The 22,192-nt window shown below is 28.1% G+C and carries 23 protein-coding genes; 8 read left to right on the top strand and 15 right to left on the bottom strand.

Going from position 1 to position 22,192, the window contains the following annotated elements:
• Window positions 1–5 precede the first annotated feature (5 nt).
• Window positions 6–1,058 carry a lactonase family protein gene (locus CHB63_RS07065; RefSeq protein WP_089377757.1) on the top strand — a complete coding sequence of 351 codons (1,053 nt, stop codon included), beginning with the start codon at window positions 6–8 and terminating at the stop codon, window positions 1,056–1,058.
• On the opposite strand, the gene CHB63_RS07060 is transcribed toward CHB63_RS07065, so the two are convergent.
• The 6 genes from CHB63_RS07060 to CHB63_RS07035 form a co-directional block, all read right to left on the bottom strand.
• A complete protein-coding gene (locus CHB63_RS07060) occupies window positions 1,047–1,961 on the bottom strand; it encodes a PD40 domain-containing protein (RefSeq protein ID WP_089377756.1) in 915 nt (304 codons plus the stop codon). The two genes, CHB63_RS07065 and CHB63_RS07060, sit on opposite strands and share 12 nt — an antisense overlap.
• On the bottom strand, window positions 1,958–6,874 hold the full coding sequence (locus CHB63_RS07055) for a hybrid sensor histidine kinase/response regulator (RefSeq protein WP_089377755.1): 4,917 nt from the start codon (window positions 6,872–6,874) through the stop codon (window positions 1,958–1,960). The genes CHB63_RS07060 and CHB63_RS07055 overlap by 4 nt, the downstream gene beginning before the upstream one ends.
• Before the next feature lie 42 nt (window positions 6,875–6,916).
• Window positions 6,917–7,444 carry a menaquinone-dependent protoporphyrinogen IX dehydrogenase gene (hemG, locus tag CHB63_RS07050; RefSeq protein WP_089377754.1) on the bottom strand — a complete coding sequence of 176 codons (528 nt, stop codon included), beginning with the start codon at window positions 7,442–7,444 and terminating at the stop codon, window positions 6,917–6,919.
• A gap of 153 nt (window positions 7,445–7,597) precedes the next feature.
• Window positions 7,598–7,789 carry a cold-shock protein gene (locus tag CHB63_RS07045; protein ID WP_089377753.1) on the bottom strand — a complete coding sequence of 64 codons (192 nt, stop codon included), beginning with the start codon at window positions 7,787–7,789 and terminating at the stop codon, window positions 7,598–7,600.
• Window positions 7,790–7,884: 95 nt separating this feature from the next.
• Window positions 7,885–8,880 (bottom strand): NAD(P)H-dependent glycerol-3-phosphate dehydrogenase, encoded by a 996-nt coding sequence (locus tag CHB63_RS07040; RefSeq protein WP_089377752.1) that lies wholly within the window; start codon window positions 8,878–8,880, stop codon window positions 7,885–7,887.
• Window positions 8,881–8,931: 51 nt separating this feature from the next.
• The gene (locus CHB63_RS07035) at window positions 8,932–9,801 is read right to left on the bottom strand and encodes a fructosamine kinase family protein (RefSeq protein WP_089377751.1); all 870 of its coding nucleotides are present in this window, start codon (window positions 9,799–9,801) and stop codon (window positions 8,932–8,934) included.
• A 104-nt stretch (window positions 9,802–9,905) separates the two neighbouring features.
• On the opposite strand from CHB63_RS07035, the gene CHB63_RS07030 reads away from it, so the two are divergent.
• The 6 genes from CHB63_RS07030 to CHB63_RS07005 all read left to right on the top strand — a co-directional run bounded on the left by CHB63_RS07030 (window position 9,906) and on the right by CHB63_RS07005 (window position 14,935).
• On the top strand, window positions 9,906–11,363 hold the full coding sequence (locus CHB63_RS07030) for an oligosaccharide flippase family protein (protein WP_089377750.1): 1,458 nt from the start codon (window positions 9,906–9,908) through the stop codon (window positions 11,361–11,363).
• A gap of 9 nt (window positions 11,364–11,372) precedes the next feature.
• Complete coding sequence (locus CHB63_RS07025) at window positions 11,373–11,750, top strand: hypothetical protein (protein ID WP_089377749.1); 378 nt, start codon at window positions 11,373–11,375, stop codon at window positions 11,748–11,750.
• Window positions 11,747–12,580, top strand: coding sequence for an alpha/beta hydrolase (locus tag CHB63_RS07020; RefSeq protein WP_089377748.1), 834 nt, complete (start codon window positions 11,747–11,749; stop codon window positions 12,578–12,580). The genes CHB63_RS07025 and CHB63_RS07020 overlap by 4 nt, the downstream gene beginning before the upstream one ends.
• A 20-nt stretch (window positions 12,581–12,600) precedes the next feature.
• Window positions 12,601–13,041 (top strand): SRPBCC family protein, encoded by a 441-nt coding sequence (locus CHB63_RS07015; RefSeq protein WP_089377747.1) that lies wholly within the window; start codon window positions 12,601–12,603, stop codon window positions 13,039–13,041.
• A gap of 34 nt (window positions 13,042–13,075) precedes the next feature.
• On the top strand, window positions 13,076–13,507 hold the full coding sequence (dut, locus tag CHB63_RS07010) for a dUTP diphosphatase (protein ID WP_089377746.1): 432 nt from the start codon (window positions 13,076–13,078) through the stop codon (window positions 13,505–13,507).
• A 438-nt stretch (window positions 13,508–13,945) separates the two neighbouring features.
• The gene (locus tag CHB63_RS07005) at window positions 13,946–14,935 is read left to right on the top strand and encodes a sensor histidine kinase (RefSeq protein ID WP_217898403.1); all 990 of its coding nucleotides are present in this window, start codon (window positions 13,946–13,948) and stop codon (window positions 14,933–14,935) included.
• Here the strand turns inward: CHB63_RS07005 and CHB63_RS07000 are convergent, their stop codons facing one another.
• The 5 genes from CHB63_RS07000 to recA form a co-directional block, all read right to left on the bottom strand.
• On the bottom strand, window positions 14,936–15,886 hold the full coding sequence (locus tag CHB63_RS07000) for an ABC transporter ATP-binding protein (protein WP_089377744.1): 951 nt from the start codon (window positions 15,884–15,886) through the stop codon (window positions 14,936–14,938).
• Window positions 15,887–15,891: 5 nt separating this feature from the next.
• Window positions 15,892–16,851 (bottom strand): succinylglutamate desuccinylase/aspartoacylase family protein, encoded by a 960-nt coding sequence (locus tag CHB63_RS06995; protein ID WP_089377743.1) that lies wholly within the window; start codon window positions 16,849–16,851, stop codon window positions 15,892–15,894.
• Window positions 16,841–17,716 (bottom strand): 30S ribosomal protein S6--L-glutamate ligase, encoded by an 876-nt coding sequence (rimK, locus tag CHB63_RS06990; RefSeq protein WP_089377742.1) that lies wholly within the window; start codon window positions 17,714–17,716, stop codon window positions 16,841–16,843. Before rimK ends, CHB63_RS06995 begins: the two co-directional genes overlap by 11 nt.
• A complete protein-coding gene (locus CHB63_RS06985; protein WP_245856843.1) occupies window positions 17,717–18,163 on the bottom strand; it encodes an ATP-dependent zinc protease family protein in 447 nt (148 codons plus the stop codon). It abuts the gene before it with no gap.
• A gap of 210 nt (window positions 18,164–18,373) precedes the next feature.
• The gene (gene recA, locus CHB63_RS06980; protein ID WP_089377741.1) at window positions 18,374–19,381 is read right to left on the bottom strand and encodes a recombinase RecA; all 1,008 of its coding nucleotides are present in this window, start codon (window positions 19,379–19,381) and stop codon (window positions 18,374–18,376) included.
• A gap of 95 nt (window positions 19,382–19,476) precedes the next feature.
• Here recA and CHB63_RS06975 point away from each other — a divergent pair, with 95 nt between their 5' ends.
• Window positions 19,477–19,818, top strand: a complete 342-nt coding sequence (locus CHB63_RS06975; protein WP_089377740.1) for a cupin domain-containing protein — start codon at window positions 19,477–19,479, stop codon at window positions 19,816–19,818.
• A 22-nt stretch (window positions 19,819–19,840) separates the two neighbouring features.
• Here CHB63_RS06975 and CHB63_RS06970 read toward each other — a convergent pair whose 3' ends face one another.
• The 4 genes from CHB63_RS06970 to CHB63_RS06955 all read right to left on the bottom strand — a co-directional run bounded on the left by CHB63_RS06970 (window position 19,841) and on the right by CHB63_RS06955 (window position 22,185).
• Entirely contained in the window at window positions 19,841–20,230 is a 390-nt protein-coding gene (locus CHB63_RS06970; protein WP_089377739.1) for a YchJ family protein, read from the bottom strand.
• Between the two features lie 10 nt (window positions 20,231–20,240).
• Entirely contained in the window at window positions 20,241–20,600 is a 360-nt protein-coding gene (locus tag CHB63_RS06965; protein ID WP_089377738.1) for a hypothetical protein, read from the bottom strand.
• Window positions 20,601–20,672: 72 nt separating this feature from the next.
• A complete protein-coding gene (locus CHB63_RS06960; RefSeq protein ID WP_089377737.1) occupies window positions 20,673–21,386 on the bottom strand; it encodes a 3-ketoacyl-ACP reductase in 714 nt (237 codons plus the stop codon).
• Between the two features lie 208 nt (window positions 21,387–21,594).
• Entirely contained in the window at window positions 21,595–22,185 is a 591-nt protein-coding gene (locus CHB63_RS06955; protein ID WP_089377736.1) for an NUDIX domain-containing protein, read from the bottom strand.
• Window positions 22,186–22,192: the final 7 nt, after the last annotated feature.

Genomic DNA, 22,192 nt, shown 5'->3' with positions numbered 1-22,192 from the left:
ATATTATGAAATATAATTTAATCCTATTTTTGTTTAGCTTTCATTTTTTAACAGCTCAAAATATTCCTTTGTTTGTTGGTACCTATACTGGAGAAAATAGTGAAGGTATTTATAGTTTTGATTTTAATACGCAAACAGGCGAATTAACTAATAAAAAGTTAGCTGTAAAAACAGAAAACCCTTCTTTTTTGACTTTTTCTGCAGATAAAAGAATTCTATATGCAGTTAGTGAAGCCTCGGAAGGAAGCAGTGTTTCGGCTTTTACTGTTAATAAAAATAAGACCCTTAACTTTTTAAATAAAGTAAGTAGTAATGGAAACGGACCTTGTCATGTTCAACTAAATAAAAAGGGGAATTTAGCAGTAGTTTCAAATTATGGAGGAGGAACAGTCTCAATTTATGATATAAATAAAAATGGAAGTCTTAACGAAGCTTTTCAAGTAATAAATCACAATACTGAAACTTTAAAATCGCACGCACATTCAGCTAAATTTTTAAAAAATAATTTATTTGTAGCTGATTTAGGTCGGGGCTTTTTAGCACAATATGTAGAAAAAAACAACAAGTTTGTACTGAAAGAAAATTTCAATATGAAGCCAAAAGCTGGACCAAGACATTTTGAAATTTCAAAAAAAGGAAACTTTATTTATGTAATAAACGAATTAAACTCTACCGTTACAGTGCTTAAAAAACAACATAAAAATTATTCTAATATTCAAAACATAAGCACTTTAAGCGATGATTTTACTGGAGAAAGTTTTTGTGCAGATATTCATTTATCTAAAAATGAGGAATTTTTATATGGCTCTAACAGAGGTGAAAATAGCATTGTAGTTTATAAAAGAGACAAAAAAAGTGGAATGCTTAAAAAAATTCAAAACATAAGTGTTAATGGTAATTGGCCAAGAAACTTTACCCTTTCACCAAATGGAAAATTTTTATTAGTTGCAAACCAAAAAAGTAATAATATTAGTATTTATAAGGTAGCTAAAAAATCGGGTAAACTTTCTTTTATAAACAGTTTGGAAACTGGCACTCCAGTTTGCTTATTGTTTTAATCTAAAATAATAAATATTGTCATTATCACTATATCTAAATGTATTAATATAACCACTTTTATCATTTATAAATAACACCCCTAAATCATCGAACTCGGAATTAAACATTTCAACTTTTTGAGGTAATCCCCAGCTTATACCTGTTTTAACAGTTTTAAATATATTAAAATCCCCTTTTTCTCTTTCTACATCTATAACCTCTGGCTCACCTTTTTCATTGGTATTATAAACAACCCTAGTAATTTTTCCATCAGTCATATTTGATGCAAAATAAATAGTGTTTTCATCAAAAATTAAAGGGTTTATAATTTCATAATCCAATTGAGAAATAAAAATTACTTCACCTTTTTCCCATTGGTTATTACTGTTTCTCTTAAGTTCCAACAAATGTATGCTTCCTTTTTCGTTTGAAACCACAACCATTTTATTTCCATCTTTTGAAATTGTAGGATACGTGTATGAAAAATTAGGGTTACAAATTGAAAGTCGTTTTATCTTTGAAACTTTAAGCCCTTCAACCACCCCTTTGTAAATTGTAAAATTATTGAATCCTTGAGAACTTAATTTTTTGGAGATCCCAGTAAAGTAAATTTCATTATTAAAAATTGGAACTGCCCCTAATTGGTATTTGGATCCAATTTTAAATTTAATAGGTTCCGATTTTAGATCTGAATAAAAAAGTTGGTAATTTTTTGACTTATAATTTGAAGTATATAACAGTCCGTTATTTAAAAAAGAAGGGAAAATATTTCCTTCCGAATTTAATGATAAATAGGTTTCAAATAATTGCAGATCATTATTTTCAAAAATAAGGTTATTGGATTGCGCCTTAATTTCAAAAAAAATTAAAACTAGTATAACCAGTACAAATAAAATGCTGTTTTTTACTTTTTTATTTTTCAATTCAAACGTAATTGATAATCTATAATTGTTTTTAACTCTTTGTTATTTATGGGTTTAGATATAAAATCGTTACAACCTGCTGAAAAAGCCTTTTCTTTATCTTCAGACGATGAATATGCCGTTTGAGCTATTATTGGTAAATTTGGCCTTAATTCTCTAATTATTTTTGTTGCTTCAAAACCATTCATATTTGGCATGTTTATATCCATCAACACAAAATCTATATCTGCTCTTTTATTGCACAATTCAACAGCTTCAACACCATCTTTTGCATGTAAAATATCACAATTATCGTCAAATATTTTTGAAACCAAAATTTCAATAAATAAGTAATTTATTTCTTCATCTTCCCCTATTAAAATAACATACTTTGGTTTAGTTTCTATAATATTATTTTTAACATTATCAATTTCAGAATTTATATTTACTGGCTTATAAGGAATCGATACAACAAAAGTTGATCCTTGCCATTTTATAGAATTTACAGAAATTTCACCTCCTAATAATTCAGTATTTTCCTTTGCAATTGATAATCCTAATCCCAACCCGCCTAAAGTTCGAGAAGTTTCTTCATTTTCTTGTGAAAACCTTTCAAAAATAATTTTCTGTTTTTCTAAATTAATACCTATTCCTGTATCTTTTACAAAGATTTCTATCTTGTTATTAATAAGTTTATAACCAAAACTAATATTTCCCTTATTGGTATATTTTAAAGAATTTTCCAATAAATTACTTACTATTTTATTCAGTTTTGACTTATCTGTATAAATGATACTTTGTTCATCAGTAAGTTCAGTTTTTATATATAATGGTATTTTATTTTCTTTAGCTTTTATATCAAAAATAGAAAATAATTCCATTAATAAATCATTGAGACAAACAGGTTTTTCAATCACTTTAACTTGTTTTGTTTCAAGTCGTGAAATTTCCAAAATATCATCAATTACTCTAAGCAACTGATTACCACTATTTTGAATTATTTTAATAAAATAATTTCTTTTTGAAATTGGTAAATTTTCGTCAGATAAAAATTCAGAAAAACCTAAAATCCCATTCATAGGTGTTCTAATTTCGTGAGACATGTTATTTAAAAACTCTGTTTTTAGCCTATTACTTTCTTCTGCTTTTTCTTTTGATTTAACCAGTTCTGCCGTTTGTTTCTCTAGTTTTGAAAGTGCTTTTTTTCTTATAGTAATATCTCTATGGGAGCCAAACATTCTAATAACCTCACCTTTTTCATTTTTAATAGACTCTGCCATTGAAAGTATCCAAATATAGGATCCGTTCTTGTGTCGCAATCTAAATTCAGAAAGATATTGTCCTACAGGGTTTTTTAAATAATTATCAAATTTAAGCTCTACTGCTTCACTATCATTTGGATGCAATAAATCTTTCCAAGTTGAAAATTTATTTTCTAATTCATCTTCTTCATATCCTACTTGTTTTTTATACAGCTTTGAATAATGTGTTTTATTTGAAATCACATCCCAATCCCAAATACCTAAACCCGTAGCTGAAACTGCCAATCTATAACGTTCATCACTTTTTTCGGCTTTTAATTTGGCCTTATTCAATTGATTTTTTGTGTTTTTTATATCTGTAATATCTAATACCGAAACAATTGCTTTTCCATCACTGTCAATTTCAGACTTTATAATTGCAGAAATTAAGGTTCCATCAGTTTTTGTGAATTCTGTCTCGCAAGAGAAATTTGCATTACCTGAAGCAATTGCTACAATCTCTTTTTTTAGCACATTAAAAGATAGATCTGTATTACTATTTTTTAAATGTATTTTTAATTCTGCAATATCTTTTGCTCCAAAAAGATTTAGTGTATTTTTATTTACTTTTAAAATTTTTATTTTAGAGATGCACTCTAGTAAAAAATTATGGTTATTATTAAAATATTCTTCTAAGCCTTCAATTTTAATACCTTTATTTTTTATTAAATTTTTTACTTCAAAAAAATCTTCTTCCCATAAAGATACTGGGCTATAATCAAATAAATTCACAAACCTATTTCTTGAATCATTTAACAATTTATTTTTATCAAACAATTCTTTACTCAAATTATTTAATTCTGTATTTCTTGCTTTAAGTTTATTAGATGCAAGTTTTAAAGTTGTAATATTTGTAACTAAAGCAAAAGATCCATTTAAGTTATTTTCACTGTCATAAATTGGTGATGTATTAAATAAGCAAATAACTTTATTTCCATCCTTTTTTATCAGTTCAATTTCATAACTGGAAGATTGCCCTTTCTTTCTTAATCGGATTTGTTCTTTAAATATTTTATTGTTATTTTCATCTATAAATGTAAAAATAGATTTACCAATAAATTCTTCTTTATTGTACCCTAAAATACTGCACATTTTTATATTAACATCAGTAGTTTCGCCCTTGCCATTAATTATCCAAAAACCTTCATTAGCCGTCTGTAAAATCTGATTTAAGTAATCTTCATTTTTTTCTATTTTAGTATAAGCAACTTTTAAATTTTTCTCTGACTTTTTTTGTTCGGTTACATCAACTTTAATTGCCAAAAAATTAGTGATAGCACCCAATTCATTTTTTATAGGAGTTATTGTTGATTGTTCCCATAGTAATTCCCCAGATTTTGTTTTATTTTGAATTTGTCCTTGCCAAATATTCCCATTTAATACTGTTGACCATAAATTTTCATAAAATCTTTCATTATGTGTTCCAGAATTTAATATCCGTGGGTTTTTACCAACTACTTCTTGGTATGTATAGCCTGTTAATTCTGAAAATTTAGGATTTACAAATTCAATATCTCCCTTATTATCAGTTATAATAATGGAGTTTGCACTTTGTGAAACTGCTGCGGACAAAAGTTTTAGTTTCTCTGAAGCTTTTTTCCTTATAGAAATATCTCTTGCAAGCCCATAAATTAACTTTTCGCCATTTAAAAAAATGGCACAAATTCTAATTTCAGTTGGAAAAGTAGTACCGTTTTTACGTTTATGACAACTTTCTATTGTAATTGATTTATCAGCTGTAAGCGTTGACCAAATTCCCTTTAATTTTTCTAGATCCAGGTATTCAACATTTAAATCACGTACATTCATAGATAGTAATTCCTCTCTGCTGTATCCTGTATTATTTATAGATGTATTATTAATTTCTAATATTTTGCCTTCAAAATTGTATAAATATAAAGCATCTCCTGCCTGCTCTATCAAGGATTTAAACTTAACTTCACTTTCTTCAGCAATTTGTTTTGCCTTTTGAAGTTCTTCTTGTATTTTTATTGTTGAAGTAATATCTTGAATTGTTCCTATCAATTGGATTGGATTTCCATTTTTATCAAAATATAATTTTCCAAAACCGTGAACCCATCTAATTTCTTTATCATTATTTCTAATAATTCGATATTGTTTATCAAAAAACATATGATTCGTTAAAATATCCTCTTCTAAATAAGAAGTCATTTGTTCTCTGTCATCAGGATGAATTAACTGAAGCCATCCATCAAAATTTTGATTGTAATTTGAATCAATACCAAAAATATTATTTAATATTATGGAGCTACTCCAATAGTCTAAATTAATATCAAATGAATAAGATCCTAAACCTGCAATTTTCTGCGCCTCAAACAAATTATTTTCACTCTCCTCAGCTTTTTTTAATGCATTCTTAAGCTCTCTATTTCTATTTTTTGAGAAAGTGATATCTTGAACTGTTCCAAATAATTTAACGGGATTTCCATTTATATCCAATTCTAATTTTCCTATTGTGTTTATCCAACCTTCTTTTTTATCATTATATTTTAAAATTCGATATTCTCTATTATAAAATTCTATTTTATTTTCAAGTAAATCCTTAATATCAGTTAAAACTATTTGTTGATCTTCTGGATGAATAAAGAGTACAGTATTTTCAGAATTTTTAATAAAATTAGTATCAATTCCTAATATTTCATCCAAAACAGGTGTGCTTTCCCAAAAACCTGTAGCAATATCCAAAACAAAAGTTCCAATGTTTGCGATTTTTTGAGCTTCATTTAAATTATTTTCAGCTTGTTTTCTTTTGGAAATATCTCTAACTGCTGCAACTCTTATTTTTTTAGAATCTCCTAATTGGATAAATTTAGATTCTACTTCAACAATAATTATTGAGTTATCTTTTCTTATTCCATAAATTTCATAAGGAAATGCATGTGATTTTTTAGAACTATTATAAATTTGTTGATGAAATTGTTTGTCAAAAAGAAGGTCAACCACATTTTTGCCAATTAATTCTTCTTTTTTGTAACCGAACATTTTTACAAAAGAAAGGTTTACATCAATTGCTACACCCTCTTTATGAATTAAAATCCCTTCAAACGTTAAATTAGATAATTTCTCAAAATTCTTATGAGAAGCTTCAATGTCTATGTTTTTTATAGTAATTTGATCATTAAAAATAATATTTTCTAAAATATTTTCAATTTTAATAGCTATTATTTGAATTATTTTCTCAACCGTTTTAACATCAACAATTGGTTCATCATCCATAATAGCAATTAATCCAATTGGTTCATTTTTCGAATTCCATAATGGAATCCCAATATAACTTTCAATACTTAGTTCAGTTAATAAAGCATCTTTTGGAAATAAATTTTTGGTATTGGAAGAATAACTGCAAATGCTTTTGTTTATAACATTTTTACAAGGTGTACTAGCTAAATTATAAGGCCTTTTAGGGAAGAATTTTTTTTCCTTTTTTGTGTAAAAGCATTCAATTTCAGCAATATTAGGCTCTTCAATTGAGTATTTATCTATTATAACATAATTAACATCTAATAATTCAGTTAAAAAAATGGTTGCTTTTTTTAAAAACAAATCCTCTTTTGATTTATAACCATTATTGGAAATAAATTCTATGGTTTTATCAATATATTCATTTACCATATTATTGGGGCCTTTTATCTATCCGTAAGATAATACAATTATTTAAAAAGTTCGAATTACATCCGCAAATAATTTCACCTTTTCCCAATCTGTATATTCAATTTTGGTATTTCTATCTGTTGGGCCTTTGGTCATCCACATAATAAATTGGATCATTATTCTATCAAAAGTTTTGTATTTTTTATAGTCTAACATTCCTGCAAAAACCTCAACAATTGTTGGTTTCCAATCAATAGTTTTAAAGAACTTTATTACGTAAGGGTTGGTTTCTGGTTTGTTTTTTTCAGGTTTTCTTGCAACTAAATTTACTGAGAAAAATGCCGTTTTAATAGTATCTAACGTTGCTTTATTTGTATTTATAAATTCAATAATTTTTTCGTTATGAACTCCATATCTAATACTAGAACCTATTATAAGTTTTTTAAAACTTGAAACATCTTCATTAAAATTATCTATAGAAAATAATTCTACATTTATGTTATTTTTTTGAAGTGTTTTAACAAGTTCATTACAAATTTTTAATGTTTGTCCGTCAACAGTTGCATATAAAATACCAATCCTATTAGCCATATCTATGGTTTTGTTTACCGTATCAAAATTAACAAAAAGGTAATGGGAATATTATGACATATATCAACTATAAAACATCTTAAAATATGAAGCCAAAAAAACCCATTCTAATTAGAACGGGTTTTAATACTTTAAAAGATTTTTAGCTGTTAATTAAACAACTTTTACGTTTACCGCATTTAAACCTTTTTTACCTTCTTTAAGCTCAAACTCAACTGAATCACCTTCCCTGATTTCATCAATCAATCCTGAAATGTGAACAAAATAATCTGTGTTTGATTCTTGATCTGTAATAAACCCAAAGCCTTTAGCCTCGTTAAAAAATTTTACTGTACCTGTTTTCATTGTTAAAAAATAAATTAAAGAGCTAAGTTAGTATTATTTAGTTGTTTTAAACAATTATTTTAAAATTTATTAAATACTTCTTAAGTAGTAGGTTACTAATCTATAAGATTAGTTAAGTTTTTAAATACTGTCTTAGGGTTTTTATTAAGATATAATATTTGATATACAGCATCAATTATTGGAGTATTTATGTTGTTTTTTTCATTCAATAAATAAGCGCTTTTTGAAGCATAATAACCTTCCGCAATCATACTCATCTCCATCATTGCACTTTTAACGGTATATCCTTTACCAATCATATTTCCAAACATTCTATTTCTACTAAAAACTGAATAACCCGTTACTAATAAATCTCCTAAATAAGCAGAGTTATTAATATTACGTTTCATTTTATGAACCTTTTTAATAAAACGCTTCATTTCACGAATTGAATTTGACATTAATACCGCCTGAAAATTATCTCCATAACCTAAACCATGAGCCATACCCGCAGCCATCGCATAAATATTTTTCAACATTGCAGCATATTCAGTGCCAATAATATCATCTGAAATTTTGGTTTTAATATAATTACTCGATAAGTATTTACTCATAACCTTCGCTATTTCCTCATCTTTACTTGCAATAGTTAAATAGGATAAGCGTTCCATAGCAACCTCTTCCGCGTGGCAAGGGCCTGTAATTACACCAATGTTTTCAAGTGGTACATTATGCATTTTATTAAAATGTTCACCAACAATTAATCCGGTTTCAGGGATAATTCCTTTTATAGCTGAAAACACAATTTTTGAGGATAATTCTTCAGTAATTTTATCAAGTTCAACTTTAACAAATGCAGAAGGAATCGCAAATATCAATATATCTGCATAGCGCACCATTTCATTAATATCACTTGATAGGAATAATTGGTCTACATTAAACTCTGCAGAGCTTAAATAATTTGGATTGTGTTCGTTTTCTTTAATATAATCTACTGCGTTTTGGTTACGCATATACCAACCTACTTGCTCCAAATTTTCACACAACATTTTCACAATGGCTGTTGCCCAACTTCCACCGCCAAAAACGGCAATTTTAGGGTTTTTACTCATTTATTAAGATTTAGTTATGCCAAAAGTAAAAAAACAAAATGAATTGTAGTCTTAAAATTTTGAAACAATGGTTTCTATACTTCTAAAATATGATCTCCCAAACAAGTTTAAATGAATTAATAGTGGATATAAATTATAAATATCCTTTCTGCTTTTAAAACCTTTTTCTAAAGGGAGTATTTCTTGGTAAGCATTGTAAAATTCAAGTGAAAACCCACCAAATAAGGTACTCATAGCTAAATCAATTTCTCTATGTCCATAATAGACAGCAGGGTCTATAAAAACGGCTTTGTTATTAAGGGAACAAATAAAATTTCCACTCCATAAATCTCCATGAACCGCACTTGGTTTTTCTATTGGGAATAAACTTGGTAATTGTTTATATAAGTTTTCAAAATGAGACAGCTCTTTTGTTTGAATTAATCCTTTGTTAAATGCTAATTTCACTTGAGGTTTTAATCTGTTTTCAATAAAAAAAGTAAAAAAATCGTTATAAAAAGCATTCTTTTGAAGTAATTCTCCCATATAATTTGGGTATTCCAATCCAAATTGTTCAGATGAATGTTGATGTAAATTCGCTAATTGGAATGCGAAATTTTTCCAAAATTGTACTGTTTTATCTCCTTCATCTATCCAAGCCAACACTAAATAAATATGATTATTAAAAATTCCTTCAATAATAATTTTTGGTACTATTGTATCTTGTTTTTTTAAAAACTGCAAACCTAGAACCTCTTCTTTAAATCCGTTTTTAAAAACTGAAGTAGTATTTGTTTTAACGAAATAATTAAAATTTTCAGAAGAAATTTTATGAGTTGTATTTATTGAGCCTCCACCAACAGCTTGCCAATTAAATCTTAAATTTCGATTTAATTTTATGTTAATTTCACTTTCTATATGTTGCTGTAATTTTAAATCCATTATTTTAAAATAAGCTTTATAACTAAACTTAAAATTAATTTTATTGAAATGAAATGATACTTTTGTACATTTATGTTTTATAACACTATTTCACTAAACTCAATTTGAGCGCACTTAAACGATTTTTTAAAGACACCCTAATTTACGGAATTGCAGCTGTTTTACCTCGTATTATTAACTTTTTGTTAGTTCGAGTACACACGGATGCTTTACCAACTAATAACTATGCCGAAAACACAAATTTTTATATTTGGATAGCGCTTTTATCTGTTTTATTAACTTTTGGAATGGAAACCGCTTTTTTTAGGTTTTATAAAACTGAAGAAAAAAAAGACTCCTTAATTTCAACCGCATTTATTAGTGTTTTCGTTACCGTCACTTTGTTTGTAATTATTGCATTTTTATTTTCGGAATTTTTTACTTCAATTTTCGACTTTAATCAAAATCCGTTGCAACTTAAATTATTGATAGGAATTATAGCATTAGATACCCTAATGGTAGTGCCATTTGCCTATTTAAGAGCTTCTGGAAGACCTTTAAAATATACTGCTATCAAATTAATTAATGTTGGAATTATTGTAGCTATTAACTTATTATTTTTAAAGTTTATTCCTGAGTTTTTAGCAAACGGAAAATCCATACCAGATTTTTTGAATGAACTGTCCACCAGTACACAAAAAGTTAACTTTATATTTATTGCTAATATTATTGGTAGTGCTTTTTCATTTTTGCTGTTAATTCCATATTTATTGAAGTTTAAGTGGAGTTTTAATTCCGTTCTTTTCAAAAAATTAATTTCTTATAGTTGGCCTATCGCAGTTGCTGGAGTTGCCTATGTAATTAACGAGAATTTAGATAAAATATTAATTGGTAAACTAATTGATAAAAATGCCATGGGAATCTATGCTGCTTGTTACAAATTAGCAATTTTTATGAATTTATATATTATGGCTTTTAGATTGGGTGCTGAACCATTCTTTTTTAATCATTCACATAAAAAAGACGCTAAAGAAACCTATGCTAAAATTCTAAATTATTTTATAATAGTTGGTTCCTTAGTTTTTGTTGGAATTGTTGTTTTTATTGATGTTTTAAAACGCCCTTTTATTAATGAAGCTTATTGGGAAGCCATAATAATTGTTCCAATAGTACTTTTAGCTAATTTATTTTTAGGGGTCTATCATAATCTGGCAATTTGGTATAAGCTAACTGACAAGACACGTTATGCAATGCTCTTTTCTATAATTGGAGCAATTATAACCATTGTAATAAATGTAGTAATGATTCCAAAAATTGGGTTTATAGCTTCTGCCTGGGCAACATTATTGGCTTATGGAACTATGATGGTACTTTCCTATTTTATTGGAAAAAAACATTACCCAGTGCCATATAACCTAAAAAAGTCTGGAAGTTATTTAGTAGTTTCAATTGTAGTTTCCTATATTTCTTTTAACCACTTTAGAGAAAATTATTTAGTTTCTATTGGATTGGTTTTACTTTTTGGAATTTTGATTTATTTCAATGAAAAAAAGGAAATTCTGGAACTATTAAAACGTAAATAACAATTAGTTATGGTTAAAGAAAAATTTAATAAAACAACTAATATACTTGAAACAGCATATATTGGAAATGTTAATTTATCTGAAGTTGTAAATTACATTATTGCTACAAAAAATAATAAGCAGTACCCAAGAATTTTAAAAATTATTTCTGATACCAGAGATGCTGAATTTAATTTTTCCATTGAAGATTTAAGTGTTATTGTGGAAGAAAACTATAAATCTTTAGAAAATTATAACGGTATTATAGATGCTATTATTATTAACAATCCAAAGAATACCGTTCTATCCGTATTATACAAAGAAATTGCAAAAACTAAGAAGTACAAATTTGAAATATTTGCTTCTAAAAATGCTGCTCTTACCTGGTTAAATAAACAAAAAATATGAAGTCCTTTTTAACTTTTTTTTTCTTCTTTACAAGTATTATTGTTGGTCTTTCTCAAGAAAACAAATCAACAGCTACTTCAAATGTTTCAATAATTGAAAAGGAATTTTTAATTCCAAATCTAAATTCTATTAACCATAAAATTTGGGTGTATTTACCTCCAAATTACAAGACTTCTTCAAAGAAATACCCAGTAATTTATATGCATGATGCGCAAAATGTTTTTGATAATGCAACATCATATGCTGGTGAATGGAAAGTTGATGAAACTTTAAATGAATTATATAAAATAACTAAAAAAGGGTTTATTGTAGTGGCTGTTGAAAATGGTGGTGAAGAACGAATAAACGAATACACCCCTTGGCCTCATAAAAAATACGCAGGTGGGAAAGGAGCTATTTATATCGATTTTTTAAAAAACACCTTAAAACCTTTTATTGATGCCAATTATAGAACCAAAAAACAAGCTAAACATACTGCAATAATTGGAAGTTCACTTGGTGGTTTAATTTCATATTATGGCGGACTAAAATATCCCAAAACTTTTGGGAAAATAGGAGCGTTATCTACTTCGTTTTGGTTTTCTAATCAAGTTGAAGATTTCACTATTAAAAATGGGAATAATAAAACTTCAAAATTATATCTTTTAGTTGGCGGAAAAGAAGGTGAAGATATGACGGCAGCTACCCAAAAAATGAAAAATTTACTGCTTAAAACTGGCTTTGAATCTAAAAATATAGCAACTAAAATTAATCCAGAAGGCGAACATAATGAGGCCTTTTGGAGTAGTGAATTTTTAAATATTATACAATGGTTATACACTATAAAATAATTGTTTAAAATATTGAATAAATGAAAGTAAACGAAATTATTAGTGTAGAGCAGCAATTTAATTTACCTGCGGATAGAATTTGGAATGCGATCACCAATATTAATGAAATGAAACAATGGTTTTTTTCTAATATTGAATCGTTTAAACCAGAAGTTGGATTTAAAACTGAGTTTAAAGTAAACTCCCAAGACAGAATTTTTACCCATTTATGGAAAATAACCGAAGTTGAGCCTTTTGTAAAAATTGTTTACAACTGGAAATATGACACATATCCGGGAGATTCTTTTGTGCACTTCGAACTATTTAAAAAAGAACATAGTACTATCTTAAAAGTTACATCAAAAGTAATTGAAAGTTTCCCAAAAAATGTTCCCGAATTTAAAAGCGAAAGCTGTAGAGAAGGTTGGAATTATTTTATAAAAAAGAATCTTAAAAATTATCTTGAAAATAAAGAATACTAGTTTTAATATTGAATAATATCAAACATTTTATAAAATGAACATACAAATTATCAACAAATCAAAACACGAATTACCAAGTTACGAAACCATTGCCTCAGCCGGAATGGATTTACGCGCAAATATTAACGAAGCGATTACTTTAAAACCTTTAGAGCGTGCTATTATTAAAACAGGGTTGTTTATTGCATTACCAGTTGGTTCAGAAGCACAAGTACGCCCTCGTAGTGGTTTAGCTGCTAAAAAAGGAATTACTGTTTTAAATGCACCCGGAACTGTTGATGCGGATTACAGAGGTGAAATTGGAGTGATTTTGGTAAACTTGTCTAATGATGATTTTGTGATAAATGATGGAGAACGTATTGCTCAATTAGTAATTGCAAAACACGAACGTGCAGAATGGCAAGTTGTTGAAATTTTAAGTGAAACTAAACGTGGCGCTGGCGGTTTTGGAAGTACAGGAGTTTAGAAATAAATATTTTATCTTTTAAACATTTATTATAGTATTACTTAAACAAAAACTAAAAAAGTAATGATAAATATTGATGTAAAAACTTTATTCATTTTTTCTGCAGCCGCAAATATTTTTATTATTTGCTTATTTGCTACTTATATCAAAGTATATAAGTTAAAAAACCCTATTATTAACATTTTTGTATTATCAAGAGTATTAGGAATTGTTTTTTTAATAATACTCTCATTAAGAGATAGTTTACCAGGCCATTTAAATATTATTATAAATAGCACTATCTATTTATTTCTTGTGTATTACGAACTTTATTGTATTTCTTTTATTGAACGAGAATTTAATTTTAAGCACTTTAAACGATTCCTATTAATCCCATTAATTTTATCTATTATATCTTATTTTTTTATTACCAATTCCGAGAGTAACAGAATTGCTATTATGTCACTAAATGTTGCTATAATGTATGTGATTTCTAGTTATTTACTTTTAACAGAAAAAGGAAAAACTAAAATACAATACTTAACAGGATACATATTCGTTATAATTTCATTATTAATTTTAACACGTAGTTTTGGAGCTCTAAGCATAAAGGGAGTTGAAATGTATTCAATGAATTATGTTATGGTGATACCTGTCATGTTTTACTTAATTCTAAACTTGATTTTCCCATTACTTTTAATTTTTATTTTAAAAGAAAAAGACAATATAAAATTAAATGAATTGATAAAAAGTAAAGATAAATTCTTTTCAATTATTGCACATGATTTAAGAGGTCCACTTGGCGGTCTTCAACAGATTGGGGAGCTACTTTGGTTAAATAATATTACTGATGAAGTAAGAGAAAAACTAACCAAAACTCTTTACCAAAACAGTAAAAATACATTTAACCTTTTAGATAATTTATTGAAATGGTCCAATGCAAACGCTGGATTAATTACTTCTAAACCTAACAACCTAAACCTTCATAAAATTATACTTACTAATATTCGTCTTTTTCAATCTCAAATTAAGTTAAAAAATCTCAAGTTACATTGTGATTTTGAAGATGATCTGTTTGTTTATGCAGATCATGATATGATAGATACCGTTATTAGAAACCTTATATCAAATGCTATAAAATTTACTCCGAATGGTGGGGAAATTAAAATCATTTTAGCTAAAGTTGATAAAACAAATAACACCTGTACTATTGCAATAATTGATAATGGAATTGGTATAAATAAACATTCTCAGTTAAAAGTCTTTGAAATAGATTCTACATTGTCAACTTTAGGAACTAATAAAGAAAAAGGGACTGGTTTAGGTTTAAAACTTTGCAAAGAATTTTTAACATTAAACAAAGGAAATATTTGGATCGAAAGCAATGTAAATAGCGGAACTAGTGTTTATGTTTCATTACCGCTAGGAACTAATAAAATTGTTAATTAATTACATTTTTATTAGTTTTTTTATAAAAACCTGTTGATTAATTTCTAACTTTTCAGAGTTTTCAAAATAAATAATTGTATCATTTAGTATTGCTTCAATTAGATAATAACTGCCTTTAAAATAAGTAGCTTTAACTTCAATTTTTAAAGCCGATTTTTCAACTATTTTTATTTGATCTGGGTACAGCAAAATAGTTTCATTTGTTGAAACTCCAGTATCTATTAAACTTAATGGAATTTCATTAATTTCATTAAAAAAAGATGCAACATACGCTGATTTTGGATGCTTATAAATTTCTTCCGGTGTACCTTTTGCTTCAATTTTAGCGTCTTTTAAAACAATTATTTCATCCGCAAAAGAAAGAGCATCCGTAGTATCATGTGTTGCTACAATACACAAAATATTCTTCGATTTTAAGTATTTAAAAAGACTTCTTCTTAAATGATTTTTTCTAAAATTATCAATGTGGCTAAAAGGCTCATCTAATAATAAAACTTCTGGTTCTTTTGCTAAAACTTTAGCAATTGCTACACGTTGCTTTTGACCTCCACTTAAATTTTTGACTTTCGTTTTTAAAAAATTAGACATATCCACAACTTCAAGTAATTCTTTTATTCGTTGTGGTCTGTTATCGTCTAATACAGAAATATTTTTACCTATATTTTCTTCAACAGTTATATAAGGCATTAAATCAAAGTCCTGAGGTAAATATTTCATAAAATCTTCCCCAGGAATTAAATAGAATTTTGGACCAAGGAGCTTTTCATTATTCCAATAAACTGCTCCTTTATCAATATGAAGTAAACCGTAAATAATTTCTAATAATGTACTTTTTCCGCAGCCACTTTCACCAACCACTGCAATGTAATCTCCTTTATTTGCAGTAAAACTAAGATTTTTTAAAACTTCTTTAGCTGTATAACCAAATGATATGTTATCTACTTTTAACATTTATACTATTCGAAACCTATGTGAATTAACGCGTCTCCCTGAATAACAACAGGAGAATGATTTGAGTTTAAAATATACCCTTCCTGCGGGTTTTTAAAAGCATTTTCATAACTTCCATAAGGGTCGGAAATACTACCTAGTTTTACCCCTTTTTCAACTTTTTGACCAGCACTTATACTAGATCTATACATGCCCGAATGTTTAGCTCGTATCCATTTTGAGCTTTTAATTACAACTGGCGGATTTTCTTTAGTTGCTTTTGAAATTTTTGAAGAAAAATCTTGTAACCCTAAGTGATGCATGACATTTATAGCGCCTTGAATCCCCGTTTTTGTAACACTCTTATCTAAATTCAATGATTTTCCTCCTTCAAAAAGTAGTACCTTTTTGCCTAATTTAACCATAGAATTTCTAAAGGTTTTTTCTTGACTTTTACTAAACACAATAAATGGAGCTCCAAAAATCTTTGCCAAATTTAAGGTTTCTTCATCGGTGCCATTTATACGTAATTGAGAATAATTAAAACGTTGTGCTCCCCCAGTGTGATAATCTATACAATAATCTACTTTTGGAATTACTTTCGTCATTAAATAATAGGCAAATTTACTAGCTGATGAACCTGTATTAGAACCAGGAAACATTCTGTTTAAATCTCTACCATCAGGAAATTCTCTTGTTTGATTTAAAAAACCAAAAACATTTAATAAAGGAATACAAATAATAGTTCCTTTTTCAGGTTTATTAAGACCGGAAGCCACTATTTGACGTACAATCTCTATTCCATTTGTTTCATCACCATGAATACCGCCAATTAATAATAAACAAGGTCCATCAACTTTACCTCTGGAAACAATAATAGGAATATCAATTTTTGAACGCGTAGTTAATCGCGCAATATCCATATTTATGGTTACTGTTTCTCCTAAACCAATTTTTTGGTTTAGAATTTTAAAATCATTCGGCATGACGCTCAATATAATGAATTATTTTACCTGCAATATCAATACCTGTTGCTGCTTCAATACCTTCAAGTCCCGGAGAAGAATTTACTTCTAAAATAAGTGGACCTCTGGCCGATTGTAATAAATCTACCCCTGCAACTCCTAACCCCATAACTCTAGCTGCTTTTAATGCTGCATTTTCTTCGTCTATAGATAATTTAATAATTTCCGCAGAACCTCCACGATGCAAGTTTGAACGGAACTCTCCTTCTTTACCTTGTCTTTTCATTGCTCCAACAACCACACCATCTACCACAAAAACTCTAATATCAGCACCTTTAGCTTCTTTTACAAATTCTTGAGCAATTACTCTTGCCTTTAATCCATTAAAAGCTTCTAATACTGAAGTTGCTGCAGTGTCAGTTTCAGCTAAAACCACACCTAAACCTTGAGTACCTTCTAATAATTTTATTACTAATGGTGTCCCTCCTACATCTTCAATTACATCCTCTACGTTTTTTGAATAGTTTGTAAATACCGTTTTAGGCAAACCCAATCCAGCTCTAGACAATACTTGTAGACTCCTTAATTTATCTCTTGAACGCATTAACGCTTGAGATTCAACTGCCGTAAATACTTTCATCATTTCAAACTGACGTACAACTGCAGTTCCAAAAAATGTAACAGATGCACCTATTCTAGGTATTACGGCATCTACATCTTTTAAAAGTTCATGCTTGTATCTTATAGCTGGTTTTTTCTTTTCAATTATAATATCACATTTAGTATGATCTACAATTAGCATTTCATGATTTCTATTTTTTCCAGCTTCAATAAGCCTTTTTGTAGAATACAAATTTGGGTTTCTTGATAAAACAACAATTTTCATTTATTCGATTTTTTTATTTAGTTTTTTAAAAGATAGATTTTTTTTAGCCGTGTCTATAATAAATTTTTTAGATAAAAATTTTCTTCCTAAAAGAACAGGGTATGTCATTGATCCTCTTTCTGTTAAAGATAATTCTATTGTATGAATTTCATTAAAAATAAGAATTTTAGTTTCTATGATAAATCTATTTTCTGTAATTCCGTTTGAGCTTTTTACATTTTTTTGAATAAACTCTTTAAAAGTAAAATATTTATCGTGGTATTTTTCATGTTTTGGATCTAAAAATTGACATTTTAAAACATTATTTTCCACTTCAATATGATGACAATGAAAACTTGATGTATATGCCCCGGTATCTACTTTAATATCGATACCGAATAATTCCAATTCAGGAAAATCGACAATGTCTGATCTACCAAGTAGCGTTTTTATAGTATTAGTTTTCAAAAGATATTAGTAAATTTTTAAAGTTATAAAATAATAATTCAAATTATTTAAACTTTGTCAAAAATAGACTAATATTAATAACAGCAAAACTTTTAATATTTTTTTTTATAACCTAAAACGCTATAAATAAATCGATTATTTAATAAAAAAAAGGAGGGAAATATAAATCCCCCTCCTTCTAATGATATTTAGCCTATTTAATAATTAATACTATTCTTGGCTATTAATAACTTCTTTAATTTTTTGTTCTAATTCTTCGGCTAAATCTGGATTATCTTGTATTAAAGCTTTTACAGCATCTCTACCCTGACCTAATTTTGTTTCACCGTAGCTAAACCAAGATCCACTTTTTTTAACAATTCCAAATTCAACACCTAAATCAAGAATTTCACCTGTTTTAGAAATTCCTTTTCCGTACATAATATCAAATTCTGCAATTGTAAAAGGTGGAGCCACTTTATTTTTTACAACTTTAACTTTAGTACTATTCCCTATAACTTTATCCCCGTCTTTAATTTGTGTACGTCTTCTGATATCTAAACGAACTGATGCGTAAAATTTAAGTGCATTACCACCAGTTGTTGTTTCAGGGTTACCAAACATTACCCCAATTTTTTCACGTAATTGGTTAATAAAAATAACTGTACAATTTGTTTTATGAATAGTACCGGTTAATTTTCTAAGTGCTTGCGACATTAAACGTGCGTGTAATCCCATTTTAGAATCACCCATTTCACCTTCAATTTCACTTTTTGGTGTAAGTGCAGCAACCGAGTCAATAACTACAATATCAATTGCGCCAGAACTAATTAAATTATCGGCAATTTCTAATGCTTGTTCACCGTGATCTGGTTGAGAAATAATTAAATTATCAATATCAATACCTAAGTTTTGAGCATAAAAACGATCAAAAGCGTGTTCTGCATCAATAAAAGCCGCTATACCTCCTGCTTTTTGCGCTTCAGCAATTGCATGTAATGTTAAAGTTGTTTTACCCGATGATTCTGGTCCGTAAATTTCAATAACTCTACCTCTTGGATATCCACCAACACCTAAAGCTAAATCTAATCCCAATGAACCTGTTGAAATTGCATCTATATCATCAATAGCAACATCACCCATTTTCATTACGGTTCCTTTTCCATAAGCTTTATCTAATTTATCTAAAGTAAGTTGTAATGCTTTTAATTTTGCTGCTTTTTCTTTGTCTTCTGCCATAATCTTTATAAAATGAGTTAAAATAGTTTGTTGCTAAAATATAAAAAAGTATTGAGTATATTTATTGTTTATTTATAATAATATCAACCAATTTTATGAAAAAATCATCCTTAACGGAAAATATCATATTTAATCAAGTAAAACCTTCAATTTCAGTATTATTTGAAACAGATACTACCAAAGAAATTCGAGTTTTAATGAAGAAAAATCAGGTAATGCAAGAACATAAAACATCCTTTCCAATTACTGTTGAAATTTTTGAAGGCGTTATAGATTTTGGGGTAAATGGTACTACTTATAATTTAATAAAAGGTGATTTAGTTTCACTTGAAGCTAGTGTTCCTCACGATTTAGTTGCAAAAGCAGATAGTATTGTTCGATTAACACTATCTAAATTAGATACTGTTGAACGTGTTATAAAAGTTTCAGAAAATTAAAATGTAGAATACCCTATTTGGTTTAATCATGCGCACCTACATAAACCCAATGGTTATTCTCTTTAACAAACTTTGAATTTTCATGAATAACATTAATATTCCCATTTTCCATAAAAAAAGCTTTAAACTCAACGGTTCCTGTAGAATCATTAGTGGTGTCTTTTGTAGTATTTAGTACTTCCAATTTTAACCATTTTACAGATTTTGTCCATTTTTCAATATCCCTTTTCTCTTTTTTTAACGGCCTTGTTTTACTATGGTGACTTTTTTGCAAATATTCAATATTTGCTAACACAAATGCGCTGTACCTAGAGCGCATTAATGCTTCAGCAGAAGAAACTGAACCTATATTTTGATGTGCTTTTTTACAACAATCACTGTATTTTTTTTCAATACTACAAGGACATTGCATCGTGTATTATTTAATTTAATAATTCTTCTTGTTCTTTAATTCTAAAACAGCGTTCTGAGCCCAAAAACAACGGATCTCCGTGTTTTTCTGACCAAAATCCATCTAAAACAGAATCCGAAATACATTGATAGACAACTACCCCTTTATAAGTAGTTTCGTCTTCCGATTGATAACTAAAGTTAATTACTAAAATATTGTTTTTAAAAAATCCGGTTCCAATTTGTTCTTGCTCATTATTTATGAACCATTTAGCAATTATTCTATTGTTACTATCAAGTGATAAAGTAAGTGTTCCATTATAGGTATTCTCAGCTGCATCTTGGTTACTACCAATAATATTGTAGGTACCAACTAGATCTTTTATTATCATTTATTTACCTGTTTTAATTTTATGAATTTATGATCAAAAAAGCGCTAAAAATAACTTAAACTTTTATGTAAATTATGGATTTGTAGACCATAATGAGGCATTTGCCATCATTGCTCGTCTAGGTAATTGTAAACCAGCCACAATTAATTGTGCAAAATCTTCTGGTTGTAATACTTTTTCTGTATTTCCATCAGTTATTCCTAATTCTAAGGCCATTTCAGTTGCAATGGTACTTGGCGTTAATGTATTTACTCTAATATTTTTTTTACGAACTTCTTTCATTAATGATTGTGACATGCCAATAACTGCAAATTTTGAAGCAGAATATGCAGAAATATTTGCATTTCCATTTAAACCAGCGGTTGATGACACATTAATAATGTCTCCTTCATTTTTATCAATTAAATAAGGCAACACTTCTTTGGTAACATAATACATGCCTAAAACGTTGGTTTTAATAATGTTTTCCCAAACACTAACTTCCATTTCGGTAAAAGAACCAAAAGCAGCAATTCCTGCGTTGTTTACTAAAATATCTAGAGATCCTAAATTTGAAATACATTTTTTAATTCCAACTTTTACTTCTTCATAATTACCAACATCAAATATTTCATAAAAAGCATTTACACCTAAAGCTTTTAGTTCAGAAACAGTTTCTTGTAATTTTTCTTCATTTCTACCAGTAATGGCAACATCAATTCCAAGTTTTGCAAATGCTATTGCTGTCGCTTTTCCAAGCCCTCTACTTCCACCTGTAATGATGGCTTTTTTATTTTTTAATTCCATTTTATTTTATGTTGAAGTGAAATTTAACTATTTGTAGCGCAAAGTTAATGTTTAAGTTTTGAAGATAATTCTGTAATTCCACTAATTATTTCAGCTGGTTCTATTCGCTCCACCTAACTATTGTTTCCCCAAGGATCAAAAATAGCCTCGGAAGTGCTTTTTACCCAAGTTGTTTTTATGTTGATGTTCTTACACCAACGGATTTGGTTTAAATACTGTGTATAAGATTGTTAATTTGTGCGTATTGGAGTAAAATAACAGTTTTAGCATCACAAATTTCTCCTGTAGATATCATGTTAAATGCTTCTTTAAAGCTAAATTCCAAAACTTCTATCTCTTCAGTTTCATCTTCAATTCCACCACCATCACTAATTTTCATAGAATCGCTATATTCTGCAATAAAATAATGAATTTTTTCAGTTACAGCACCCGGAGTAGAGTATAATTCAAATACTTTTTTAGGCTCTGTAATTTTATAACCTGTTTCTTCTTCAGCTTCTTTTTTTATGCAAGTTATTGGATCATCTTCATCTAATAAACCTGCACAAACTTCAATCATCATTCCATCTTCATTTTCATTTAAATAACTTGGCATTCTAAATTGTTTGGTTAAAATAACCGTTTTTTTATCTGAATTATATAGTAAAATACAAGCTCCATCTCCTCTATCGTAACTTTCTCTACTTTGGTTTTGCCAAGTTCCATCTTTGGTTTGGTAATCAAAGTTTACTTTGTCTAATTTGTAGTGATCATTAGCTAAATTCTTAATGCTATTTATTTTAACTTTAGAATTATTCATTAATAAG

The sequence above is a fragment of the Lutibacter flavus genome, from assembly GCF_900188355.1.
GTDB lineage: Bacteria > Bacteroidota > Bacteroidia > Flavobacteriales > Flavobacteriaceae > Lutibacter > Lutibacter flavus.
The sequence above is the reverse complement of the archived record's forward strand: the minus strand, read 5'-3'. Positions and strand labels throughout refer to the sequence as shown.

What these genes read in the sequence shown, in the direction of transcription:
- CHB63_RS07065 (WP_089377757.1), top strand. Translation starts at nt 6, where the DNA reads ATGAAATATAATTTAATCCTATTTTTGTTTAGCTTTCATTTTTTAACA.
- CHB63_RS07055 (WP_089377755.1), bottom strand. Translation starts at nt 6,874, where the DNA reads ATGGTAAATGAATATATTGATAAAACCATAGAATTTATTTCCAATAAT.
- hemG (WP_089377754.1), bottom strand. Translation starts at nt 7,444, where the DNA reads ATGGCTAATAGGATTGGTATTTTATATGCAACTGTTGACGGACAAACA.
- CHB63_RS07045 (WP_089377753.1), bottom strand. Translation starts at nt 7,789, where the DNA reads ATGAAAACAGGTACAGTAAAATTTTTTAACGAGGCTAAAGGCTTTGGG.
- CHB63_RS07040 (WP_089377752.1), bottom strand. Translation starts at nt 8,880, where the DNA reads ATGAGTAAAAACCCTAAAATTGCCGTTTTTGGCGGTGGAAGTTGGGCA.
- CHB63_RS07035 (WP_089377751.1), bottom strand. Translation starts at nt 9,801, where the DNA reads ATGGATTTAAAATTACAGCAACATATAGAAAGTGAAATTAACATAAAA.
- CHB63_RS07025 (WP_089377749.1), top strand. Translation starts at nt 11,373, where the DNA reads ATGGTTAAAGAAAAATTTAATAAAACAACTAATATACTTGAAACAGCA.
- CHB63_RS07020 (WP_089377748.1), top strand. Translation starts at nt 11,747, where the DNA reads ATGAAGTCCTTTTTAACTTTTTTTTTCTTCTTTACAAGTATTATTGTT.
- CHB63_RS07015 (WP_089377747.1), top strand. Translation starts at nt 12,601, where the DNA reads ATGAAAGTAAACGAAATTATTAGTGTAGAGCAGCAATTTAATTTACCT.
- dut (WP_089377746.1), top strand. Translation starts at nt 13,076, where the DNA reads ATGAACATACAAATTATCAACAAATCAAAACACGAATTACCAAGTTAC.
- CHB63_RS07005 (WP_217898403.1), top strand. Translation starts at nt 13,946, where the DNA reads ATGTCACTAAATGTTGCTATAATGTATGTGATTTCTAGTTATTTACTT.
- CHB63_RS07000 (WP_089377744.1), bottom strand. Translation starts at nt 15,886, where the DNA reads ATGTTAAAAGTAGATAACATATCATTTGGTTATACAGCTAAAGAAGTT.
- CHB63_RS06995 (WP_089377743.1), bottom strand. Translation starts at nt 16,851, where the DNA reads ATGCCGAATGATTTTAAAATTCTAAACCAAAAAATTGGTTTAGGAGAA.
- rimK (WP_089377742.1), bottom strand. Translation starts at nt 17,716, where the DNA reads ATGAAAATTGTTGTTTTATCAAGAAACCCAAATTTGTATTCTACAAAA.
- recA (WP_089377741.1), bottom strand. Translation starts at nt 19,381, where the DNA reads ATGGCAGAAGACAAAGAAAAAGCAGCAAAATTAAAAGCATTACAACTT.
- CHB63_RS06975 (WP_089377740.1), top strand. Translation starts at nt 19,477, where the DNA reads ATGAAAAAATCATCCTTAACGGAAAATATCATATTTAATCAAGTAAAA.
- CHB63_RS06970 (WP_089377739.1), bottom strand. Translation starts at nt 20,230, where the DNA reads ATGCAATGTCCTTGTAGTATTGAAAAAAAATACAGTGATTGTTGTAAA.
- CHB63_RS06965 (WP_089377738.1), bottom strand. Translation starts at nt 20,600, where the DNA reads ATGATAATAAAAGATCTAGTTGGTACCTACAATATTATTGGTAGTAAC.
- CHB63_RS06960 (WP_089377737.1), bottom strand. Translation starts at nt 21,386, where the DNA reads ATGGAATTAAAAAATAAAAAAGCCATCATTACAGGTGGAAGTAGAGGG.
- CHB63_RS06955 (WP_089377736.1), bottom strand. Translation starts at nt 22,185, where the DNA reads ATGAATAATTCTAAAGTTAAAATAAATAGCATTAAGAATTTAGCTAAT.